We start from the raw sequence: 20,327 nt of genomic DNA, 5'->3' as shown, positions 1-20,327 counted from the left end.
CGTGATCAACGGTGCCGAAGCGGCCGAGGGCAACCTCATCACCGTCACCGGCACCGTGGGCGGCGACGCCAAGGCCGGTGACACCGTCACCCTGACCGTGGGCGGTCAAGCGTTCACTGGCCTGGTGGGCGCAGACCTCACCTACGCCATCGACGTCCCCGGATCGCTGCTGGCGGTCAACGACAGCATCAGCGCCACCGTGAGCGGCGAAGATGCCGCCGGCAACCCCTACAGCGCCGATGCCGAGCGTGACTACACCGTCAACCTGGACGCCACTGCCACCATCACCATCGACACCCTGGCGGGTGACGACGTGATCAACGGCGCCGAAGCGGCCGAGGGCAACCTCATCACCGTTACCGGCACCGTGGGCGGCGATGCCAAGGCCGGCGACACCGTCACCCTGACCGTGGGCGGCCAAGCGTTCACTGGCCTGGTGGGCGAAGACCTCACCTACGCCATCGACGTGCCCGGATCGCTGCTGGCGGCCAACGACAGCATCAGCGCCACCGTGAGCGGCGAAGATGCGGCGGGTAACCCCTACAGCGCCGACGCCGAGCGTGGTTATGTCGTCGACACTGACGCGCCCCTCGCCGACCCCGTATTGACCGGTGCAGAAACGGGCAGCGGAAACCCGGTTGGTCGTATCGATCAGGTGATGTTCAAGTCATTCACTGTGGGTGGTGGCGTTGATCAGGTGAATGGAGGGTTCGAGCAAACTCCTACAGAGTTCGAGGAAAATGCGTCCCTGGGAGGAGAGGATGGGCTCAGTAATGAAGCTGACCTGACCTTCGTACTCAGCTCGTTACCCACCTACGGCAAACTCTATATTGATTTGGGTACCGGCAATTACCAGGAGGCAACGACTGCCACGGAGTTCGATACCACGGCGAAGCTGTACTGGTCCGTTACCAAAGACGAGCTGCAGGCAGCCTTGAGCAGTGCAGATACCATCACCTTGAGTGGTAGTGATTTGACTGCCTGGCAGAATCAGGGAGTCGATATCTATGCCTACAACCTCTTTGGTGTGAAAGACAACACCTTGCTGAACGTCAGCAACGGTAACCTTGGTGTTTCTGACAACACTGGCTTGCAGGTAGATGCACCCAATCAGTTGGGTGAGCGTGGTGGCAACTCAGAAGAGCTCGTCTTCGACTTCCGCAAGCCGGTAGGAGAAGCAACGGTTACCGTGGCGAACCTGATTGCCCAAGAAGGGGAAGTGGGCTCGGTTGCAGCATATCTGGATGGCCAGTTGGTGGGTGAGTGGATCTTCAGCAATAACCCGGCCGATAAGCTGGGTGGTGAAAGTATTGACAAGGTCCTGAGTAACGGCCAATTCACCATCAACGGCGTCATCTTCGATCAGCTCCGCTTCACGGCCAAGGAGTACGCAGACGGCTATACCCAAGGTGGCGGTAGCGGAAGCGACAGCAGTGACTACTTTGTCCGCGCTATCGACTACAAACTGGTACCGGATGCAGGCTTCAGCTACCAGGTCATCGATGCAGCAGGCAATGAAAGTGGCGTAGTCGACGTCATTATCGGTGAACCGAGCGTTGCTACTGATGTACCTGTAGGCAACGTACCGGTTGCGCCTCCAGGTATCGATTTGAGCGGCAGTACTCTGGTGGTGAACGAGGCCTTCCTGAAAGATGGCACCAAAGCAGGACAAGGTGAGCCTCAGGCGGCAGGCAGTTTCTCTGTCTCGTCTGCGGCAGGCATTGCAACGATCACCGTGGCTGGCAAGGTGCTGTCGGTAGCACAGCTATTGGCGACCAATGGTGGCAGTCCGATTGAAATCGTGACCAAAGAGGGTAATACGCTTCGCATCACAGGTTACAACGGTGATGAAAAGGGTGGGGCGCTCAGCTACCAATTCGTGCTGAAGGAAACGGTCAGCCATTCGGCACAAGGTACTGACTCAGCCTTCAAGAACGCCATTGATGTCGCGGTGAAGGATATCCAGAATCAGACATCGACAGGCACGATCAAAGTCACGGTCATCGACGATACGCCGGAAGCCTTTACGCTTGCCAATGTCATTCAGGTACCTGTCAGCGAACTGGAAATTGCGCAGCTGAATGCTGGATGGAAAAACCTCACTTCCACTAGTGGTTCAGGCAGTGTGACCACCACCGCCAATAACCAAGGGGTGTATATCCAGTGGGGTGGCTCCAGTGGCTCAGGCTATGACTTCAAATATGCCTCTGGCCTGACAGGCTCGAAACCGGTAGATGCGGACTCCAAGTTCGTGGTGGGCACGCTGACCCACAACAACTTTGCCATCTCCAGTGATGCCAAGGTACTGAAAACCGTCGATCTTCAGGTCTCCTTCAAGGCAGTCATCGATGGCGTCCTTACCACGGTTTCCACTGTCATCAAGCTGGAGCATGACGAGACGCCAAATACCAATAGGGTAGCCACGCATCCGGACAACGATGACTTCGTGAAGATCAAGAACCCCAACGATACGCAGATCATTCGTGTGGGTGATCGCGAGTACGTGCTGCATATCAAAGGGTTCTTGGACAAGGATGGCAACCTGGTCGACAAGGTGCGCACCACAGAGACGAAAGCTAACTCCTTCGACCTCTATGCCGAAATTTCATCCACCGACGATCTGCCAAGCGTCCAAGGGCAACTGGAAACCAATTGGGGTGCGGACGGTGCTGCAACGGTGGGTGCGCTGTTGTGGAGGGTCAATGGTCAGGATGTGCAGACCAATACCATCAAAGGGCAGTTTGGTACCTTGACCGTGGATGCGGCGGGTAACTACACCTACGTGGTAGACCGTGAAGTACGCGACAGCATGAAGCTGAGTGAGAAGCGCGTGGAAACCTTTACCTACGTTCAGGTAGATGCGGACGGTGACAAGGTTGCCTCGACGCTGAAGATCGATCTCAGCGGTGTGCCTAATAGTGTCAACGCGGTGGATAACGTAGCAACCGCTGATCTGACTTGGGTCACCATCACTCCGCCTGCCATCACGTCACAGATATTGGGAGCTCAGAGTTCGACTCACGCGACTGCTGACGTCAGAGTTGATCAGTACCAGTCAGGCGTCCTCACTATTGGTCAGGGTGGGAGTGCCAAGGTAAGCTTCAATGCAAGTTTTGAAACTCCTGGAAGCACTAAAGCGTCGTTGACTTGGAAACTGCTGCAAGAGACAGCGCCCAATCAGTTCAAAGAAGTCTCTGGCTTTGGTGGGACAGCTGTCAACGGGCAGAATAACCTGGAACTGAACGGACTGAGTGCTGGCAAGTACGTGGTGCAGTTCACTGCTACGACCAGTGGTGTGAGTACATTTCTCTTCTGGCAGAGTTACTCCAAAGTTACATTGGGAGACGTCGGGGCAGTGGTACAACCCGCCAGTTATCAGGAACCCAGGCTGACAGAGGCGAAAGGCAACGTGCTGACCGATGCCGGTATCGACGGCAAGAGTGATATTCCTGGCTCTACCGATACCGTGTTGAAAGTCTGGAACGGCAATGCTTTTGTGGCGACCACGGAGTCAGGCGTCAAGATCGTTGGAAAATATGGCGAGTTTACGCTGGAGTCGGATGGTGATTACACCTATCGCCCCGTTGCCAACCCAGAGCACGTGGGCCAGATCGATAGCCTCACGTATCAACTGGTGCACCCAACGGGTGTGACGGCGGAAGCCACTCTGCGTGTTGGCATCACCGGCCCTGGCGTCGACAGCTTCGTCTGGGGAAGCGAGGGTAACGACACGTTGCAAGGGAATGGTGGTAACAACGTCATCTACGGCGGCGAAGGAAGCGATATTCTCGCGGGTGGAGCGGGTGCAGACACCTTCAAGTGGGAATTCGGTGATCAGGGCACCAGTGGGTCGGGTGCTGCCGTGGACAAGGTCACGGACTTCACGCTGGGTGTGTTTGGCGCGAATGCCTCGGCAGATCGCCTGGATCTTGCGGATCTTCTCCAGAACGAAAACGCTGGTAATATCGATCAGTACATCAAGGCAGAGCAGCAGGGGGCAGACACCGTGCTGCATATCAAGTCAGATGGTGGCATTGCCAGCGACGGCAGCAACGCCGATCAACAGATCGTGTTGAAGAACGTTCAGATGCCGCAGGGTACCAGCTCGTCTGACTTCATTCAGTCTCTGTTGGATCACGATCAGTTGAAGATCGATCAGTAACAGCGTTGACCAACCCAAGGCCGCCTACGGGCGGCCTTGTTGTATCTACAGTAAGATTACGTTTAGCAACCAATAGGCGCGTTTACTTACAGGGGAAGCCGCTATGCTCTATATCAAACGTAACGCCAAGGGAGAGATCGTGACGCTTAGCAAGGAGCCTACGCCCGAGTGTAACGAAACCATCGCGGCCAATTCACCAGAGGTGTTCGCCTTTCTGGCCCAGCAAACCGGGCAGTCGGCACAGATGATTGCCTCTGACCTGGCCTTTGTGAGGGTAGTGGAAGACATGCTGGAAGTGTTGCTCGAGAAGGGCGTGTTGAGCTTTACCGATTTGCCCGCTGCCGCCCAGAGCAAGGTGATGGAGCGTAAGTCGCTTCGCGCCAAGAATGATGTGAACCTATTGGGGGATGAAGATACGCTAATCTAGTCAGGGCGTGTTTCAAACACGCCCTGACATCCATTGTGAGGATTAGTCGACTCTGACAGCTGGGCCTGTTACGCCATCTACACCGGTGCGGAACAGGCTTTCCAGCTCCTCCGGGGCGGCCACGCCCTCGGCGATCACCTGAATACCCAGTGAGTGGCACAGGGTGGCCATGCCGCGCACGATGGTCTGCTGCTCGTGGGAGGTATCGATACCCCGCACCAGGCTGCTGTCCAGCTTCAAGTAGCTTAGCCCCACATCGTGCAGGTCGGCCAGCTTGGTGAATTCAGCGCCCACGTGTTCGATACCGAACTGGCAGCCCAGCGGGCGCAGAGCGCTGCATAGCCCGCGCAAGCTGCCAATGGCGTGAGGAGTCAGCGTAGCGGGTACCTCGAAGCAGAGCTTGCGCGCCTGAGCAGGCTGTTTCTCCAATAGCTGTCTCAGCTCATTGACGAACTCGGCATTGGTAATCGAGGCAATCGACAGGTTGATCCCGAACGATTGCTCACCGTGGGCCGTGAGCTTATCCAGCGCTTTTTTGACGACAGCGATATCCAGCGCGGGCTCGAGAGAAAACCGCGTGACCCAGGGAATGAAGAGCCCCGCACTTTGCCATTCGTTGGCCAACTTGAGGCGGGCAGGGCACTCGTAGTGCAGTACCTGTTGGTCGGCATCCATGACGGGGAAGTACGCCAACTGCGGCCCCTGTGCAATGGCCGCTGTTAGCGCACTACGCCACTGAGTGTGGTTGCCGAACAGGGAGCCTTGTTCACGTTGACGCACCACGAGGTGAGTGGTGCTGCTAGGGCTTTCGGCTTCGGCCAAGGCGTCGTCCAGGGTGGCCAGCAGCGGACCTCGTTGGTCTTGGGGGTGGTAGGCAACTACGGCGGTGGCCAGGCTTGGGGCGGCCGTATCATGATGTGCCGTGACCTGTACCAGGGCTTCTCCCAGGCGAGGCAGCAGTGCATGAGGCTGCTCTTCCATGGGCAGCATCAGCAGAAAGTCACTGCCGTTGAGTCGGCCCACCAGAGGCTCCTCGGAGGCCGTGTCCAGTGCGGCCAACTGCTGGGTGAGCTGCTTGAGCAGGGCATCGGTGGCTTGGTGGCCAAGCTGCTCGTTCAACTGCTCCAGAGCGCGCACACGCACCATGACCAGCAGCCCCGTGGCACGGGCGTCTTCACTCTCCAGCAGAGCGCCCAGCTTGCCCAGCATCACATCGCGGTTCAAGGCGCCGGTCACACGGTCGTGCTGCAGGTGACGGCGCAGCTCGTCCAGCTTTTGCCCTTCGTGGCTGAGCATCTGGCGCACGTTGGCCGACAGCACGTTCATGGCCTGGGCCACTTCGCGCAGCTCCAGCGTGCGGGGCTCCTTGATGGTGGTGAAGCGGCGCGCACTGATGTCTTTGGCCTGGGCCACTACCCGCACCAGCGGGTGTTTGATGCCTCGTACCATCACCGTGGCCAGGGTCAGGCTGATCGCCCCCGCCAGCAGGAACCACCCCGCCAGCTCCAGCATGCTGCGCCATAGCGAGGCGTAGGCAAAACTGTGCTGGCTCTCCAGCTCCAGCGTGCCAAACTGTCGCCAGCCATCCTGAATGGTGGCGGTGCCCACGGGCACATCGAACTGCACCAGGCTACGAAACCAGCCGGGCACGTCACCGCTGTACTCACCGGCACGGCGCTCCACCAGCACGTCGCCTTCGGCATCACGCAGCACTATAGAACGGTAGTAACCGGTATCGAACTGGGCTGCAATCAGCAATTCGAGGATCACCAGTTCCTTGTCCAGTTGGCTCATGGAAAGCGCCAGCGCCGTGGCGTTGTCCTCGTTCTTGATGCGAACTTCCTGCTCGATGTAGTCGCGGCTGCTGGTGATGCTGATGGCCAGGCTGCCGACGAACGACAGCAGCAACAGCACGATAATGGCCAGCCAAAGCTGCTTGATCAGCGACATGTGCCTGTTCCTCTTAAATGAATCCTTGTGATTGCATGCGCTCGATGACGCTGCGCCAGCGAGATAGCCGCGCCAGTGGGTCGGCACGAGACTCGGAGCCTCCGCCTGCCCATAAACCACTGCTATTGAAACTGAAGACGGGGTCCAGGTCGTTACGCTGGGAGGCGGGCGTGATGGAAGGCATCAAGTTATCCAGCACCAGCGGTTCGGCATTAGGCGTCGAATAGTAGCCCAGTACCATGTGTGCCTGGGTAATCTGACTGCGCCCGATACGTGCACGGACATAAATCATGCGCAGACGATCACCTGGCACCCCGAGCTGCTTTAACGTGATGTATTTGGCAATCGAATAATCTTCACAGTCACCCTGACCCTTGCCCATGGCCTCCAGAGGCGTGGCCCAAAAATCTTCCTGGCCCCACGCCTGGATATCATCCACCCAGCGAATGCGCCGGTTGAAGAAGTCATTCACGTCGCGCAGTTGCGTTTGAATATCCTGGCCCTGCAGGCGGTTGAGCAGGCTGAACCACTCTTCCAGCACGTCCATTCCGCTTTGGCCGTAAAGCCGTTGCATGGATTGACGCAGCTGCTGAGGGTTGAAGGCGGCCGCAGGAGAGGGCTGAAACCCCAGCCCAACACCCAGCAACAAGGTACCTGTGACGGTCAAGAACCGCCGACGTGTCAGGCCATGAGGAGGAGGGGAGGAGTGCAGGGACATGGGCGCCATGAGCGTTGAGCAAATAGAGCTTAAGATTACTCGCTGGCATGCAAAAGTGCTATCCCTGCTGGTCACAAAGCATCAACGTTTTGTTACCGAGCGGCCTGGTGCGATGCCTCCAACATAGGCTCCAGTTCGGGCCAAACGTTGTCCAGAATGATAGGCTGAGCCTCTGCCGTGGGATGAATGCCATCGCTTTGCATCAACTGGGTATTGAGCGCCACATCTTCCAGCAGGAAGGGCACCAGTGAAAGCGCGTACTCATCCGCCAGCGAGTGGAACACGCCGGTAAAGGCATCGCGATATGCCTGCCCGTAGTTGGGCGGAATATCGATGCCCAGCAGCAGTACCTCGGCATCGGCCTGCTGGCTCTGTTCGATCATGCTGGCCAGGTTGGCGCGCATCTGGGCGGGGGGCAGGCCGCGCAGGCCATCGTTGCCGCCCAGCTCCAGCAGAACGATATCCGGCTGACGCTGTCGGAGAATATCGGCGAATCGTTGAGCACCGCCAGCGGTGGTTTCACCGCTGATGCTGGCATTGACCACCTCGGCCTCGCCCTCCAGACGCTGGGCGAGCAGCGCCACCCAGCCTTGCTCTTCTTCGATACCATAGGCAGCGCTCAAGCTATCGCCCATCACCAGCAGTGTGGGCAATGAGTGGGCACTGTCGTCATCATGGCCGTCATCGGCGTGCGCTGGAAGTACGCTCAAGCAGGCCGCCAGCGTAATGGCCGCCAGCATCACGAAGTTTGAGAAAGCCGATTTTGCAAAAGCTGTGTTGAAGAAGCCAGTTTTCAAGAGTGTCGTGTGCATCGCCTGCTGTATAGGTACCATTCGTTGTCGAACCGTTATTAAAGGGAATTCACGCTTCATGTCCTACTCCTCTGACCCTACTTCCAAAGTGCCCAGCGATGCTGCCAACGCGCATCCGCCCATCACCGACACGCTAACGTCAGATAAGGTTCCCCCGGCCATGGCGCCCAACGTGGTGCTACATGCCCATCAGTTGGCAAAACGCGTCGCCAGTGGCGAGCGCTCGCTGACCATTCTGGACAACCTCGATCTCAGCGTGGCCGCCGGGGAAAGCGTTGCCATTCTGGGCAAGAGTGGGGCCGGTAAGTCTACCCTGCTGGGGCTACTGGCGGGGCTGGACACGCCCAGCGACGGTGAGCTGACGCTATTTGGTCACCCGTTGAGCCAGCTGGATGAGGATGGCCGTGCCGCGCTCAGGGCCGGACGAGTAGGCTTCGTGTTTCAAAATTTCCAACTGCTGCCCACGCTCAGCGCCTTCGAAAACGTGCTGCTGCCACTGGAGCTGTCGCCACGGGCAGGGGAAACCGCTGCCGCCCAGCAATGGCTGGAACGTGTGGGGCTAGGGGAGCGCACCTCGCATCTGCCCAAACAGCTCTCTGGGGGCGAGCAGCAGCGCGTGGCGATTGCCCGTGCCTTCGTCACCGACCCGGAGCTGGTGTTCGCCGACGAACCCACCGGCAACCTCGACCCGGATACCGGCGCACAAATCATCGACCTGCTGTTCACGCTGAACCAGCAGGCGGGCACCACGCTGATCCTGGTGACCCACGACCACGCATTGGCGCGCCGTTGCGACCGCTGCCTGCGGCTCACCAATGGCCAGTTGACGCCTTTCGTTCCCGCTCCGGCCACCAGCGAGGAAGGCAATGAGTGACATCAACTGGCGGCTGGCCGCCCGTAGTTTAAAACGTGACTTGCGCGCGTCAGATGTCCGGGCGCTGTTCGTGGCGCTGATGTTGGCGGTGGCGGCATCTACCATGATCGCCTTTTTCCTGGACCGTCTGGAGCGTGGCCTGGAGCGCCAGGCCAGCCAGATACTGGGCGGCGATCTGGTGCTGGAACAGCGCGAGCCCTTCGATGAGCGCCTGCGTACCGAACTCGAAGCGGCGGGCTTTACCCTGAGCGATCAGGTAGACCTGGTGTCGATGATTAGTCGCGGTGAGCGCTTTCAACCGGCCAGCCTCAAGGCCGTCGATGATATCTACCCGCATTATGGCGTCAACCTGGTCGATCTGGGCAACGGCGTCGAACGCCTGGCCTCCGGGCCTGCCGCCGGTGAAGCCTGGGTCGACCCGCGCCTGGCGGAGCTGATCGAGATCCAGATTGGTGATCAGGTACAGGTAGGCCAAACCGAGCTGACCATCACCGGCATCATCGAGCGTGAAGCCGACCAGTCCGCAGGGTTTGGCAACTTCAACCCCCGGCTGATGCTCAATACCGCCGACCTTGATGCCACCGGGCTGGTGCAGCCTGGCTCCCGGGTCGAGTTCGAGCTGCTGGCCGCCGGGCCGCCTGCTGCTCTGGAGCAAGTGCAAGGCTTGCTGGCGGAATTACGCCGGGAGGGCGTGGACGTGCGTGATGTCCGCGTCGACCGACCGCAGCTGGGCAATGCACTGCAGCGCGCGGAGAGCTACCTGGGGCTGGCAGGGCTGGCAGCGGTGCTGTTGGCCGGGGTCGCGGTGGCCATGTCGACCCGTCGCTATGTCGAGCGCCACCTGGACACCGCCGCGCTGCTGCGCTGCTTCGGCGCTAGCCAGCAACAGCTGGTCGTGCTGTTCAGCCTGCAACTGGTGGGGTTGGCGTTGATAGCCTCGCTGCTGGGGGCCATTCTCGGGCTGTTAGGCCAGGCACTGCTGCTGTGGTTATTGAGCAGCTTCCTGCCCATGACGCTGCCTGCCCCCGGCATCATGCCGCTATGGCTGGGCATCTTTACCGCGCTGGCGGTGCTGGTGGGCTTTGCCGGCCCTACCTTGCTGCGCATCAAGCAGGTGAGCGCGCTGAAAGTGCTGCGCCGTGAGCTGGACCCGCTGCCGCCTGCCGCCTGGCTGGTGGTGGGCGTGGCCAGCCAGGTGTTTGGTGGCCTGCTGTGGCTCTACTCGGGCAGCTTCTCGCTGGCCCTGGCGCTGCTGCTGGGCGGTTCGCTGTTGCTGGCACTGTTGTGGGGCGTCAGTGCCTTGCTGTTGAACGGCTTGCTCAAGGCAGTGCAGCGCCTCTCCGGTGCCAGTGAATGGGGCCAGGCCCTGCGCCTGGGAGGGCGGCAGTTGGCCCGGCGCAAACAGGCCGGGTTGGGGCAACTGCTGGCCTTTTCGGTGACGTTTTTCGCCATGGCCATGATCGTGCTGGTACGTGGTGATCTGCTGACCACCTGGCAAGACCAGCTGCCGGACACCACGCCCAACTACTTTGCTATCAATATCCAGCCCAGCGAACGCGAGGCCTTCGAGCAGGCCGTGGCCCCGCGCGTCGAGACCCAAAGCACGCTCTACCCCATGGTGCGCGGGCGCATCAGTGCCATCAACGGGCAAGCCCCTCGGGATGCCGTGCCACCCGATGCCCGGGGCGACAACTCCTTGCGCCGGGAGCTGAATCTCACCTGGCAAGCCACGCTGCCGGAAGGCAATCGCGTGGTGGCCGGGCAGTGGTTTCGCACGCCCAGCGAACCCCAGGGCTGGATGAGTGAAGTCGAAGCCACTGCCTCGGTGGTGGCCAGCACCGTGCCCATTTCGGTGGAAGAGGGGCTGGCAGCCCGCCTGGGGCTAGGCGTGGGCGATGAAATGACCTTCACCGTGGGGGGCGATACCATCACCACCCGCATCGACAGTTTGCGCAGCCTGAACTGGGATAGCTTCAACCCCAACTTCTTCGTGATCTTTCCGCCGGGTGTGCTGGAGTCCTTTGGGCATAGCTTCATCACCGCCTTCCACTTGCCAGACGCGGAGCAGGGCCTGGTACGCCAGCTGGTCAGCGACTTCCCCGGCGTCTCGTTGCTCAACGTCGATGCCATTCTGGGCCAGGTGCGGGACGTACTCACCCAGGTAACGCGGGCCGTCGAGCTGGTGCTGGCCCTGGTGCTGTTGGCAGGGGTGAGCGTGTTGTATGCCGCCCTCACGGCCAGCCGACCGGTACGCGCCCATGAAAGCGGCCTGCTGCGGGTGTTCGGGGCGGGTAATCGGATGATCTCCCGCGTGCAAGGAGCCGAGTACGCCCTGCTGGGCTTTGCCAGCGGGCTGCTGGGCGCCGTGCTGGCCGAACTGGCCACCGCCGCGCTCTACCTCTACTGGCTCGACCTCACCCCGCGCCTGCATTGGGGCCTATGGCTAGTGCTGCCCCTAGGCGGCGCGCTGCTGATCGGCATTATTGGTCATCTGCTCTCTTACCAACTGCGCCGCCAAGCCCCCGCCGCCAGCCTGGGGCTGTTAGGCGAAGCGTAAGTAACGAAAGAGTGGCTGCCCAGGCAGCCACTCAAGCCCACTTGAGAGAGGCCCATCCATTGGCTTATAGCCAGAGCAGCCACCCAAGCTATCCTGTGGGAGGCCAATTTATTGGGCGACTGCCTGGGCAGGCACCCATATCAAGCTGGGTACTGGAATCATCGCGAGCTAAAGCTCCCTCCCACAAGAGTCTCCCAGCCACAAGAGTCTCCCAGCCACAAGAGTCTCCCAGCCACAAGAAGCTTCCAGCCACAGCTGGGCTTATTGTCTATACCAGAGCAGCCACCCAAACCAACTTGTGGGAGGCCAGTTCATTGGCTTATAGCCAGAGTAGCCACTCAAACTATCCTGTGGGAGGCCAATTTTATTGGGCGATTGCTTGGGCAGGCACCCATATCAAGCTGGGTGCTGGAATCATCGCGAGCTAAAGCTCCCTCCCACGAGAGGCTCCCAGCCACAGTGGGGTTATTGGCTATAGCCAGTGCAGCCACCCAAACTATCCTGTGGGAGGCCAATTTTATTGGGCGATTGCTTGGGCAGGCACCCATATCAAGCTGGGTGCTGGAATCATCGCGAGCTAAAGCTCCCTCCCACGAGAGGCTCCCAGCCACAGTGGGGTTATTGGCTATAGCCAGTGCAGCCACCCAAGCTATCCTGTGGGAGGCCAATTTCATTGGGCGACTGCCTGGGCAGGCACCCGTGCTTGAATCGTCGCGAGCTAAAGCTCCCTCCCTCGAGAGGCTCCCAGCCACAAGAAGCTTCCAGCCTCACCTGCGCTTTCTGTCACCGATCAATCGATTAACGAAAATATGCTAGTTTAAATAAAGTTAATCACATAAAGGGAGAGTGACCACATGAGTAGAAGTTATCAGCTGCGACGTGGCAGGCTCTCAATCCCCAACAGTTACTACCTGGTGACCATCACCACTCAGCGTCGGCAACCTGTCTTTTCCACTTTTTCCCGGGCCCGTCATGCGGCTCGACACTTCTATCATCCACGTGTGGCAGCGCTTGCCACTACTTACGCCTATGTCGTCATGCCAGACCACATCCATTGGCTTTTTCAATTAAATGAACAGCTATCGGAGGCCGTAAGACGCTACAAGACCTATGTGTCTTTGGATATTGGACAGAGCGTTTGGCAGGACGGCTTTCATGATCGAATGATTAGAGATGAAACTGCCCTAAAAGCAGCTGCCAGATATATTGTCGCCAATCCATTGCGTGCCAATTTGGTCGACGATATCAAATCCTATAGCTACTGGAATGCTATATGGTTGTAACTGGGTAGAGCAGCAGCCCAAACCAACCTGTGGGAGGCCAATTTTATTGGGCGGCGATTACCTGGGCAGGCACCTAGGCTATCCTGTGGGAGGCCAATTTCATTGGGCGACTGCTTGGGCAGGCACCTGTGCTTGAATCGTCGCGAGCTAAAGCTCCCTCCCACAAGAGTCTCCCTCCCACAAAAAGCTCCCAGCCACAAGAAGCTCCCAGCCACAGCTGGGCTTATTGGCTAATTCATTGGCTATACCAGAGCAGCCACCCAAACCAACTTATGGGAGGCCAGTTCATTGGCTTATAGCCAGAGTAGCCACCCAAGCTATCCTGTGGGAGGCCAATTTATTGGGCGATTGCCTGGGCAGGCACCTGTGCTTGAATCGTCGCGAGCTAAAGCTCCCTCCCACAAGAGTCTCCCAGCCACAAGAAGCTCCCAGCCACAGCTGGGCTTATTGGCTAATTCATTGGCTATACCAGAGCAGCCACCCAAACCAACTTATGGGAGGCCAGTTCATTGGCTTATAGCCAGAGTAGCCACCCAAGCTATCTTGTGGGAGGCCAATTTCATTGGGCGACTGCCTAGGCAGGCACCTAGGCTATCTTGTGGGAGGCCAATTTATTGGGCGATTGCCTAGGCAGGCACCCGTGCTTGGATCATCGCGAGCTAAAGCCCCTCCCACGAGAGGCTCCCAGCCACAAGAAGTTCCCAGCCACAAGAGGCTTCCACCCACAGCAGGACTTCTTGACCTGTGGGAAGCCAATTTATGGTGCGACCGTTTGAGTAGGCTCAATCTTCGCTTTTCACCAGGTAGGCTTCGTGTATGCTACGCGCCTCTTCATTGGAGTTCGCGGCATGTGGTCGTTTAACGTCTCTCATTTCTTATCTCCGTTTTCCATGTCAGCGCGTGCTATGCCGCTTTGTGTAAGCCTTTTCGCCTTATTGCTGAGTGCCGGTGGTGCCCATGCGTCTGTGGCACGTTTGGAGGCAGACCTGCAAACCCGCTGGGGGAGCGGCGAACAGCTCATCGAGATTGGAGAGCTTCACGAACAGGGCCAGCGCGTGGTGGCCGAACACATCGTGATTCGCTTGGCGCAAGGCGATGTGGTGACCATTGAGGCTTACCAAGTGCAGGGCGATTACGACCAACCCGATAGCGTCTCCTTTTACGGCATACATATCATTGAGCCTGACGTCCGTGACCCGGTCTTGAGCCTGTCTGAAATGACGCTGGCCCGCCCGGGGGCTGCCGTGCCCCTGTTGTCCAGCGTGCTTGCCCATGACGCTCCGCTTCACGGTTTACAGCTGCGTGAGCTGTCTGTCTGGCTGGACGGCACCCTGGCCAAGCAGTGGACGGAAGAGTGGGGCAACGACGCGGCGCTGACGGGCTCCCTCACCTTGCAAGCGTTGGTGCTGGAAGAGATGAGCGACGCTGCCCTTGGGCGCTTTGAGCTTCAGGGGCTGAAGGCCGAATTCAATGATCTGGCGTCCGGCTTTAGCGCTTCGCTGGGGCTGGATGAGCTGAGTATACGTGGGCTGGAAGGGCTCGATCGTCCAGGGCAGGAGCAGCTGGCGTGGGCCGAAGTGAACGGCTTCAGCCTGACCGGTGACCGCTGGAGCGTGCTGCTGGAGCGTGCCTGGGCCAGCGGCAACCTCTATGTCAGCGATATGGGCTTTCAGGGTGCCGCGCTGGATATGGGGGCGTTGATTGGCCTGGCACCACCGCAAGAGCGCCGGGATCTACAGGCCGTGAATAACGTGCTGACCGGTGGCAGCGGGCGCCTGAATGCCGCAGGGCGTAGCGTCTCCGAGTGGCATGAGGATACTCAACCGCCGCAGCTGAAGGCGGAAGGTTTTTTACAGCTCAGCGAGGCGGGGGAGGTGAGCTATCAGATGGCGCTTCCCGTAACGCTACCTGGGCGTGCCACCATCGAACAGGCCATGCAACACCCAGCCCTGTTCGAAACGGCCAGGCTTCACGGCGGTAATGTCACCCTGGCCTACAAGGATGCTGGCCTGCTGCCGCGCCTCGCCACCGAACTCGCCACCCAGGAGGGGATCAGCACCTCGCAAATGGTGGCGCAAGGCTGGGCTCAGGCTCGCCAGTTCGAAAGGCTGGCAGGCCCGCAGGTCGCCAAGCTGATGGTAGCTCTGGTCGATATCATGGGGGGGCACGCCCAATCCTTGACCACGCACATCGCGCTGCCGGACCCCTTTACCCTCGAACAATTCATGATGGACCCGCTGGGCAGCAGTCAGCGCCTACGCGTCACTTTCGAATTGAAATAGCGCGGTTGTCCAGTTGGTCAGCCTGTAAAGGCTACCGCCAACATGAAACATGCTCATGTAACACCTGATACGGATGCGATGAAAGTCGCGTCCGAGTGGGTTATCATGGCTCCCTCGCTTCTCCATGATGACCGTTTCGTTACGAGGTTCCCGCCGATGTTCAGCCGCGACATGACAATTGCCGGATTCGATGATGTGCTGTTTGATGCCATGCAGAAAGAAGTGGCACGCCAGGAAGCCCACATCGAGCTGATTGCTTCCGAAAACTACGCCAGCCCGCGGGTACTGGAAGCACAAGGCAGCCAGCTGACCAATAAATACGCTGAAGGCTACCCCGGCAAGCGCTACTACGGCGGCTGTGAGTTTGTCGATATCGCCGAGAACCTGGCCATCGATTACGCCAAGGAGCTGTTTGGCGCCACCTACGTCAACGTGCAGCCGCACTCCGGCTCCCAGGCGAACAGCGCCGTGTTCCAGGCGCTGGTCAGCCCCGGCGACACCATCCTCGGCATGAGCCTGGATGCGGGCGGTCACCTGACCCACGGTGCCAAGCCCAACTTCTCTGGCAAGCACTACAACGCCATCCAGTACGGTCTCGATGAGCAGGGCCTGATCGATTACGCTCAAGTGGCCCAACTGGCCCGTGAGCACCAGCCGAAAATGATCATTGCGGGCTTCTCGGCCTACTCCCAGATTGTCGATTGGGCCAAGTTCCGCGAAATCGCCGACGAAGTAGGGGCTTACCTGCTGGTCGATATGGCCCACGTGTCGGGTCTGGTGGCGGCCGGTGTCTACCCCAGCCCGCTGCCCCACGCTCACGTGGTCACCTCCACCACCCACAAGACCCTGCGTGGCCCCCGTAGCGGCGTGATCCTCTCGGCGGAAAACAACCCCGAGATCGAGAAAAAGCTCCAGTCTGCCGTGTTCCCCGGCGGCCAGGGCGGCCCGCTGATGCACGTCATCGCGGCCAAGGCGATCTGCTTCAAGGAAGCCATGGCGCCCGAGTTCAAGACCTACCAGCAGCAGGTCGTCAAGAACGCACAGGCCATGGCAACCGTGTTCATCGAGCGTGGCTACGACATCGTCTCGGGCGGTACCGAAGATCACCTGTTCCTGCTTTCTCTGATCAAGCAAGGCGTGACCGGCAAGGATGCGGATGCTGCCCTGGGCCGCGCCCACATCACCGTCAACAAGAACGCCGTGCCCAACGACCCGCAAAGCCCGTTCGTCACCTCTGGCCTGCGCATCGGCACTCCGGCAGTGACCACCCGAGGTTTCGGCGAGCAAGAGTGTACCCAACTGGCAGGCTGGATCTGCGATATCCTCGATGTGCTGGCCAAGGGGGAAGACACCAGCGGCATCGAAGCCCAGGTGTTGGATAAAGTGGCAGAGGTGTGTGGCCGCTTCCCGGTTTACAAGTAAGCGCTTCTGTCTTCAGTAAGTAAAAACGCTAGCCTTAGGCTAGCGTTTTTTTTGGTAGGTCGCGTTTCCCAGGTCAATCGGCAGAGCGGTCCTGAGCATCACGTGCAGGCTCTGGTCTCACGACGCTGACGGTGCGCTGCTCCTTGGTCCATTTTCCCGCTGTTTTGTCGATATACTGAAAATGCTCGTTGGTGAAGCTGCCCTGGTTACAGGCATGCCGATAGGAGACGGTGGGCACGGCCTGTTGATCGAGTAGTTCGATGAACACCCCCGGCCCGGTCAGCTCGAAGACGTTGGTCAGGGAGCTGTCCTGAATGTTGTGCTGCACTCGTTCGATCAGCCTCAACAGGTTCGGATTGCCGGGGCGGCTGGCAATGAAATAGTTGCTGAGCTCACCACGGCGGGTGGTGATGTAAAGCTCCTCATGCTTGCCTAACGTGTTGGCCAAGGGCCAGATCGCGTGGGCATCGATATCCAGATACACGCCACCGTGTTGGTAGAGCACCAGCAGCCTCCAGAAATCGGCCTGGGCGGCACCGATTTGCAGGCGATCATATTGCTGATTGATCTCTGCGGGGTAGTGGTCGGCAATGAACGCTTTTCTGGCCTCGGTAATCATGAACCGATATTCGAAGCGCGGGGCCATCAAGCGGTTGAACAGGTAGTTCAGGTAGACAGGGAGCGTGACCTTATTGGTGAAGTTGGTTTGCCAGATGATCCTGGGGATGGGCGTTGGCTCTTTGGGCTTCAGCCAAGGGGCCGCTTGTTCCGGTAGCGTAAAGCGTTTTTTGGGGAACAGGGCATGAAAGCCATAGCTCAACAGCTTGGTGATGTTGGCCACTAGCTTGATGACTCTGCTGGTCGCCACGATATGCGGCTTGCGAGGTTTCGGTTGAGACGGCATCGGTTCTCTTTGCTCATTTCAATGAAAAGCCTGGGGAGTAAGCTCCTCAGGCTTTTCGACAATATTGAATGTTGCGGGGACGTTTACCCGATCATCACCAGCCGCCTTGGCCTTCCAGCAGGCTGCGGATGTTGTTATCGAGGGGGAGACGGAAGTCTGCACTGCCCAGCACCATGGCATCACCCGCACGCACTACCCGTGCACTCACATACAAGGAGTCCTGACCCTGGGCATAGGTTCCCATGAGAATGGAGCGAGCATTGTGCTGAGCGCTCAGGCGTTGCACTTGTCTGGAGAGAATCAATTCCCCCACATTCTCTTCGATGAACATGCTATCGCGCATCTTGACTTCCCGCACCTGCATGCCTTGCTGAGCGAGAGCCGAAGCCATGATCTCCGAGCTGATACGCCCAAACGTGGAGGACTGGCTCAAGTTGTCGATGCTAACAAAAGTCGCGGCAATCATGGGGCTATAGCGTGTAAGGTCGGGGTTGCTTGCCATCATTTGCTGAGCAGCTTGATGGGCAAGCTCGGAAAGATCCGGTTTGGGTGCTTCCTGCTGGTTGTTATTGCCCAGGGAGGCGCAGCCGGCCAGCACCAACAGCGCAAGGCTCGCAGCAGCCATGTGAATCGAGCGTCGATAAGAAGCAGAGAGCACCGTCATAAGAGTCAACAGCATAAGTTTACCAGGTGTCGGTGATGGAAATGACCGGCGTTGTGGGGGCCTGTGGCACTCTATGGGGTGCATATTGGCGCCGATCACCGGCATTAATGTAATAGATATTGGACGAAGAGTAGAGGATTTGATCCTGTTCCACGATCTGTGTGGTGACGATGATCTCTTCGTTGCTGGTGGGTGTCCAACTACCCCCGACAGAGTCGGCGAGGATGCCGGCCGGGATTAGTGCCAGCCCAGGCTCACTCCAGTGGCGGATGGGAAAGCTGGCGACGGCAATGCCGGTTGCCAGCGCCGTGTAAGCACCAAAAGGCGGACGCGTATAGCCACGGTCACGATGCTGAACGACTTCCACATCGATCTGAACCGTTGCTCCGTTGGCACGGGGCTGGGTAGTGACGCTGCCACCGCGTGACACCAGCTCGCTGGTCAGCAGGGTTCTGAAGCCTCGTTCGAACTCTCCGCCACTGTAATAGCTGCCGTACTGCGCATGCTCGGGTGCCAGCACGTGCAGGTCCCGAAATCGCACGCGCTCGCTGGCCAGAATGCCCGCGGCTTCGTGGCGGGCAAGAACTTCCCAATGCTGGGCGGCCTGCATGCGCTGCTGCTCACTGTAAGGGTAGGTGGTAGCAATCGGCGTTTGTGATGTGTTGGCGTAAAAACAGCCGCTTAGCATCAAGCTAACCGCGCCAAGCCCGAGTGGGGCAAGATAGCGGCGAGTGAGAGACAGCAAAGGACGAATGCGCACCGGGTAGTTCCTTATCGCTAGTAAACGGCTTTTTGACAGGGCTTTTTGATAGACTAGTTTGCCATGCTCATAGTAGATCGGCCACGAGGTTTAAAACTTGAATGAGTAACCCCCATGCTTGAGGACCACCGTAGCGGCCCTCGTCACGATTCGTTGCTGTCATCTTACCCGGAAGACGATAGCAATAATGGCTGGATGATCAGTTACATCGACATCATGACGCTACTGGTGGCGCTGTTCGTGATCATCATTGCGGCGGCCGGGGTGACCGGCCCCGGTTGGAGCCCTGAAGCAGATGACACCGACGTCAGCGAAAGCAGTGTGCCTGCTCTTGAAGTGCCGCTGCCTGCATTGTTGGATGAACGACGCCAAAAGCGCAACATCGCTTACCTGAATGAGCCCGGCACGCTTAGCCCGATGGCCATCAGCGCGGCCTTGGGGGTGGCGGGCCTGCCTTCGCCCGTCATGCCTGTCCTTCCGCTGACTGAAGTGCCTCCCTTGCTGGCTCGCGCGCCCATCGAAAGCGACACATCGCCCGTCGCGCCGCTGCTGGAGCGCTACTTGCCTGCCTTGCCAACGCCGCTGCTCGTCGATGAGACGCAGCGCCTGGGCCAGCCGCTGGCCAGTTACATGGTACTGCTGACCGACCGGCCGCCTGTCAACGTGCAACAGATCGACGATGAGGCCATCAGCAGCGCTTTGGCGCTAGATGAGCAGCTGTCCGAACGCGTCGAAACATCGCTTTATTTGCCGAACCTGGAAGGCGTCGAGGTCTCCAGGGTAGCGGAAGGTATCAGCCTGCGGGTGCAGGATCAGCTGCTGTTTCCCTCTGCCGCGGCGGGGTTGTCGGAAGGCGGTACATCGCTGGTGGGCAGCCTGCTGGAAACCATCCAGCGCTATGACGGCGAAGTATGGGTCGAAGGGCACTCGGACAGTCAGCCGATCAATACCCCTGAGTTCTCGTCCAACTGGGCGCTTTCCAGCGCACGGGCCATTGCCATCGTTGAAGCACTGGAGGCCGCAGGTGTCGAGCCAGAGCGGCTGCGCGCCGTCGGGTTTGCCGATACCCGCCCGCTGGAGGATAACAGCAGCGCCGAAGGGCGCGCCCGCAACCGCCGTGTCGAAGTGGTGATTCACGTGGAGTAGGCACTCACGCGCTGGCTTGGGGCAGCTCACTGTTGTAGGGGGGCTTCAGCCCGCGATGATTGCAGCATCTGGCTTGATATGGGTGGCTACTCAGGCAGTCGCCCAATGAAATTGGCCTCCCACAGGCAGGCTTGAGTAGCTGCTTTGGCTATAAGCCAATGAATGGGCCTCCCACTGTTCAAGAAGCCCTGCTGTTAGTGGGAGCTTTTTGTGGGAGGGAGCTTTAGCTCGCGATGATTCAAGCACAGGTGCCTGCCCAGGCAGTCGCCCAATGAAATTGGCCTCCCACAGGATAGCCTGGGTGACTGCTCTGGCTATAAGCCAAAGAACGGGCCTCCCACAGGTAGGCTTGGGACTGCTTTGCTT

The 20,327-nt window shown here is 59.1% G+C and carries 14 protein-coding genes; 8 read left to right on the top strand and 6 right to left on the bottom strand.

The genetic code is table 11. The features are described from left to right. The first annotated feature begins 1 nt into the window (after position 1). Together IE091_RS13605 and IE091_RS13600 are read left to right on the top strand one after the other, a co-directional pair. On the top strand, positions 2-4,162 hold the full coding sequence (locus IE091_RS13605; RefSeq protein WP_229800840.1) for a BapA/Bap/LapF family large adhesin: 4,161 nt from the start codon (positions 2-4) through the stop codon (positions 4,160-4,162). Positions 4,163-4,265: 103 nt separating this feature from the next. Beyond that, positions 4,266-4,589, top strand: a complete 324-nt coding sequence (locus IE091_RS13600) for a hypothetical protein (protein ID WP_039183846.1) — start codon at positions 4,266-4,268, stop codon at positions 4,587-4,589. Between the two features lie 42 nt (positions 4,590-4,631). On the opposite strand, the gene IE091_RS13595 is transcribed toward IE091_RS13600, so the two are convergent. From IE091_RS13595 to IE091_RS13585, 3 genes are all read right to left on the bottom strand, one after another. After that, a complete protein-coding gene (locus tag IE091_RS13595; RefSeq protein ID WP_096923319.1) occupies positions 4,632-6,539 on the bottom strand; it encodes a bifunctional diguanylate cyclase/phosphodiesterase in 1,908 nt (635 codons plus the stop codon). A 13-nt stretch (positions 6,540-6,552) separates the two neighbouring features. Continuing rightward, positions 6,553-7,266: a transglutaminase-like cysteine peptidase gene (locus IE091_RS13590; protein WP_167385724.1), complete on the bottom strand. Its 714-nt coding sequence runs from the start codon at positions 7,264-7,266 to the stop codon at positions 6,553-6,555. An 83-nt stretch (positions 7,267-7,349) separates the two neighbouring features. After that, on the bottom strand, positions 7,350-8,069 hold the full coding sequence (locus IE091_RS13585) for an arylesterase (protein ID WP_096923317.1): 720 nt from the start codon (positions 8,067-8,069) through the stop codon (positions 7,350-7,352). Between the two features lie 58 nt (positions 8,070-8,127). On the opposite strand from IE091_RS13585, the gene IE091_RS13580 reads away from it, so the two are divergent. From IE091_RS13580 to glyA, 5 genes are all read left to right on the top strand, one after another. Further along, positions 8,128-8,943, top strand: a complete 816-nt coding sequence (locus IE091_RS13580) for an ABC transporter ATP-binding protein (protein WP_096923316.1) — start codon at positions 8,128-8,130, stop codon at positions 8,941-8,943. Continuing rightward, positions 8,936-11,500, top strand: coding sequence for an ABC transporter permease (locus IE091_RS13575; RefSeq protein ID WP_189463884.1), 2,565 nt, complete (start codon positions 8,936-8,938; stop codon positions 11,498-11,500). The genes IE091_RS13580 and IE091_RS13575 overlap by 8 nt, the downstream gene beginning before the upstream one ends. An 854-nt stretch (positions 11,501-12,354) precedes the next feature. Further along, entirely contained in the window at positions 12,355-12,783 is a 429-nt protein-coding gene (locus tag IE091_RS13570) for an REP-associated tyrosine transposase (RefSeq protein ID WP_016913270.1), read from the top strand. A 965-nt stretch (positions 12,784-13,748) separates the two neighbouring features. Then, entirely contained in the window at positions 13,749-15,065 is a 1,317-nt protein-coding gene (locus IE091_RS13565) for a hypothetical protein (protein ID WP_189463883.1), read from the top strand. A 156-nt stretch (positions 15,066-15,221) separates the two neighbouring features. Then, a complete protein-coding gene (gene glyA / locus IE091_RS13560) occupies positions 15,222-16,487 on the top strand; it encodes a serine hydroxymethyltransferase (protein ID WP_016913272.1) in 1,266 nt (421 codons plus the stop codon). Between the two features lie 73 nt (positions 16,488-16,560). Here the strand turns inward: glyA and IE091_RS13555 are convergent, their stop codons facing one another. From IE091_RS13555 to IE091_RS13545, 3 genes are all read right to left on the bottom strand, one after another. Continuing rightward, positions 16,561-17,391, bottom strand: a complete 831-nt coding sequence (locus IE091_RS13555) for a glycosyltransferase family 32 protein (protein ID WP_189463882.1) — start codon at positions 17,389-17,391, stop codon at positions 16,561-16,563. Between the two features lie 94 nt (positions 17,392-17,485). Then, entirely contained in the window at positions 17,486-18,070 is a 585-nt protein-coding gene (locus IE091_RS13550) for a FlgO family outer membrane protein (RefSeq protein ID WP_162129515.1), read from the bottom strand. Between the two features lie 4 nt (positions 18,071-18,074). Then, positions 18,075-18,743, bottom strand: a complete 669-nt coding sequence (locus tag IE091_RS13545) for a hypothetical protein (protein ID WP_422822530.1) — start codon at positions 18,741-18,743, stop codon at positions 18,075-18,077. Between the two features lie 186 nt (positions 18,744-18,929). On the opposite strand from IE091_RS13545, the gene IE091_RS13540 reads away from it, so the two are divergent. Beyond that, entirely contained in the window at positions 18,930-19,961 is a 1,032-nt protein-coding gene (locus IE091_RS13540) for an OmpA family protein (protein ID WP_189463880.1), read from the top strand. Positions 19,962-20,327: the final 366 nt, after the last annotated feature.

The organism is Vreelandella hamiltonii, assembly GCF_014651775.1.
GTDB lineage: Bacteria > Pseudomonadota > Gammaproteobacteria > Pseudomonadales > Halomonadaceae > Vreelandella > Vreelandella hamiltonii.
This window is presented reverse-complemented; position numbering and strand designations above follow the sequence as displayed.

What these genes read in the sequence shown, in the direction of transcription:
- IE091_RS13545 (WP_422822530.1), bottom strand. Translation starts at nt 18,743, where the DNA reads ATGCTAAGCGGCTGTTTTTACGCCAACACATCACAAACGCCGATTGCT.
- IE091_RS13585 (WP_096923317.1), bottom strand. Translation starts at nt 8,069, where the DNA reads ATGCACACGACACTCTTGAAAACTGGCTTCTTCAACACAGCTTTTGCA.
- glyA (WP_016913272.1), top strand. Translation starts at nt 15,222, where the DNA reads ATGTTCAGCCGCGACATGACAATTGCCGGATTCGATGATGTGCTGTTT.
- IE091_RS13590 (WP_167385724.1), bottom strand. Translation starts at nt 7,266, where the DNA reads ATGGCGCCCATGTCCCTGCACTCCTCCCCTCCTCCTCATGGCCTGACA.
- IE091_RS13570 (WP_016913270.1), top strand. Translation starts at nt 12,355, where the DNA reads ATGAGTAGAAGTTATCAGCTGCGACGTGGCAGGCTCTCAATCCCCAAC.
- IE091_RS13575 (WP_189463884.1), top strand. Translation starts at nt 8,936, where the DNA reads ATGAGTGACATCAACTGGCGGCTGGCCGCCCGTAGTTTAAAACGTGAC.
- IE091_RS13540 (WP_189463880.1), top strand. Translation starts at nt 18,930, where the DNA reads ATGCTTGAGGACCACCGTAGCGGCCCTCGTCACGATTCGTTGCTGTCA.
- IE091_RS13595 (WP_096923319.1), bottom strand. Translation starts at nt 6,539, where the DNA reads ATGTCGCTGATCAAGCAGCTTTGGCTGGCCATTATCGTGCTGTTGCTG.
- IE091_RS13580 (WP_096923316.1), top strand. Translation starts at nt 8,128, where the DNA reads ATGTCCTACTCCTCTGACCCTACTTCCAAAGTGCCCAGCGATGCTGCC.
- IE091_RS13555 (WP_189463882.1), bottom strand. Translation starts at nt 17,391, where the DNA reads ATGCCGTCTCAACCGAAACCTCGCAAGCCGCATATCGTGGCGACCAGC.
- IE091_RS13550 (WP_162129515.1), bottom strand. Translation starts at nt 18,070, where the DNA reads ATGCTGTTGACTCTTATGACGGTGCTCTCTGCTTCTTATCGACGCTCG.
- IE091_RS13600 (WP_039183846.1), top strand. Translation starts at nt 4,266, where the DNA reads ATGCTCTATATCAAACGTAACGCCAAGGGAGAGATCGTGACGCTTAGC.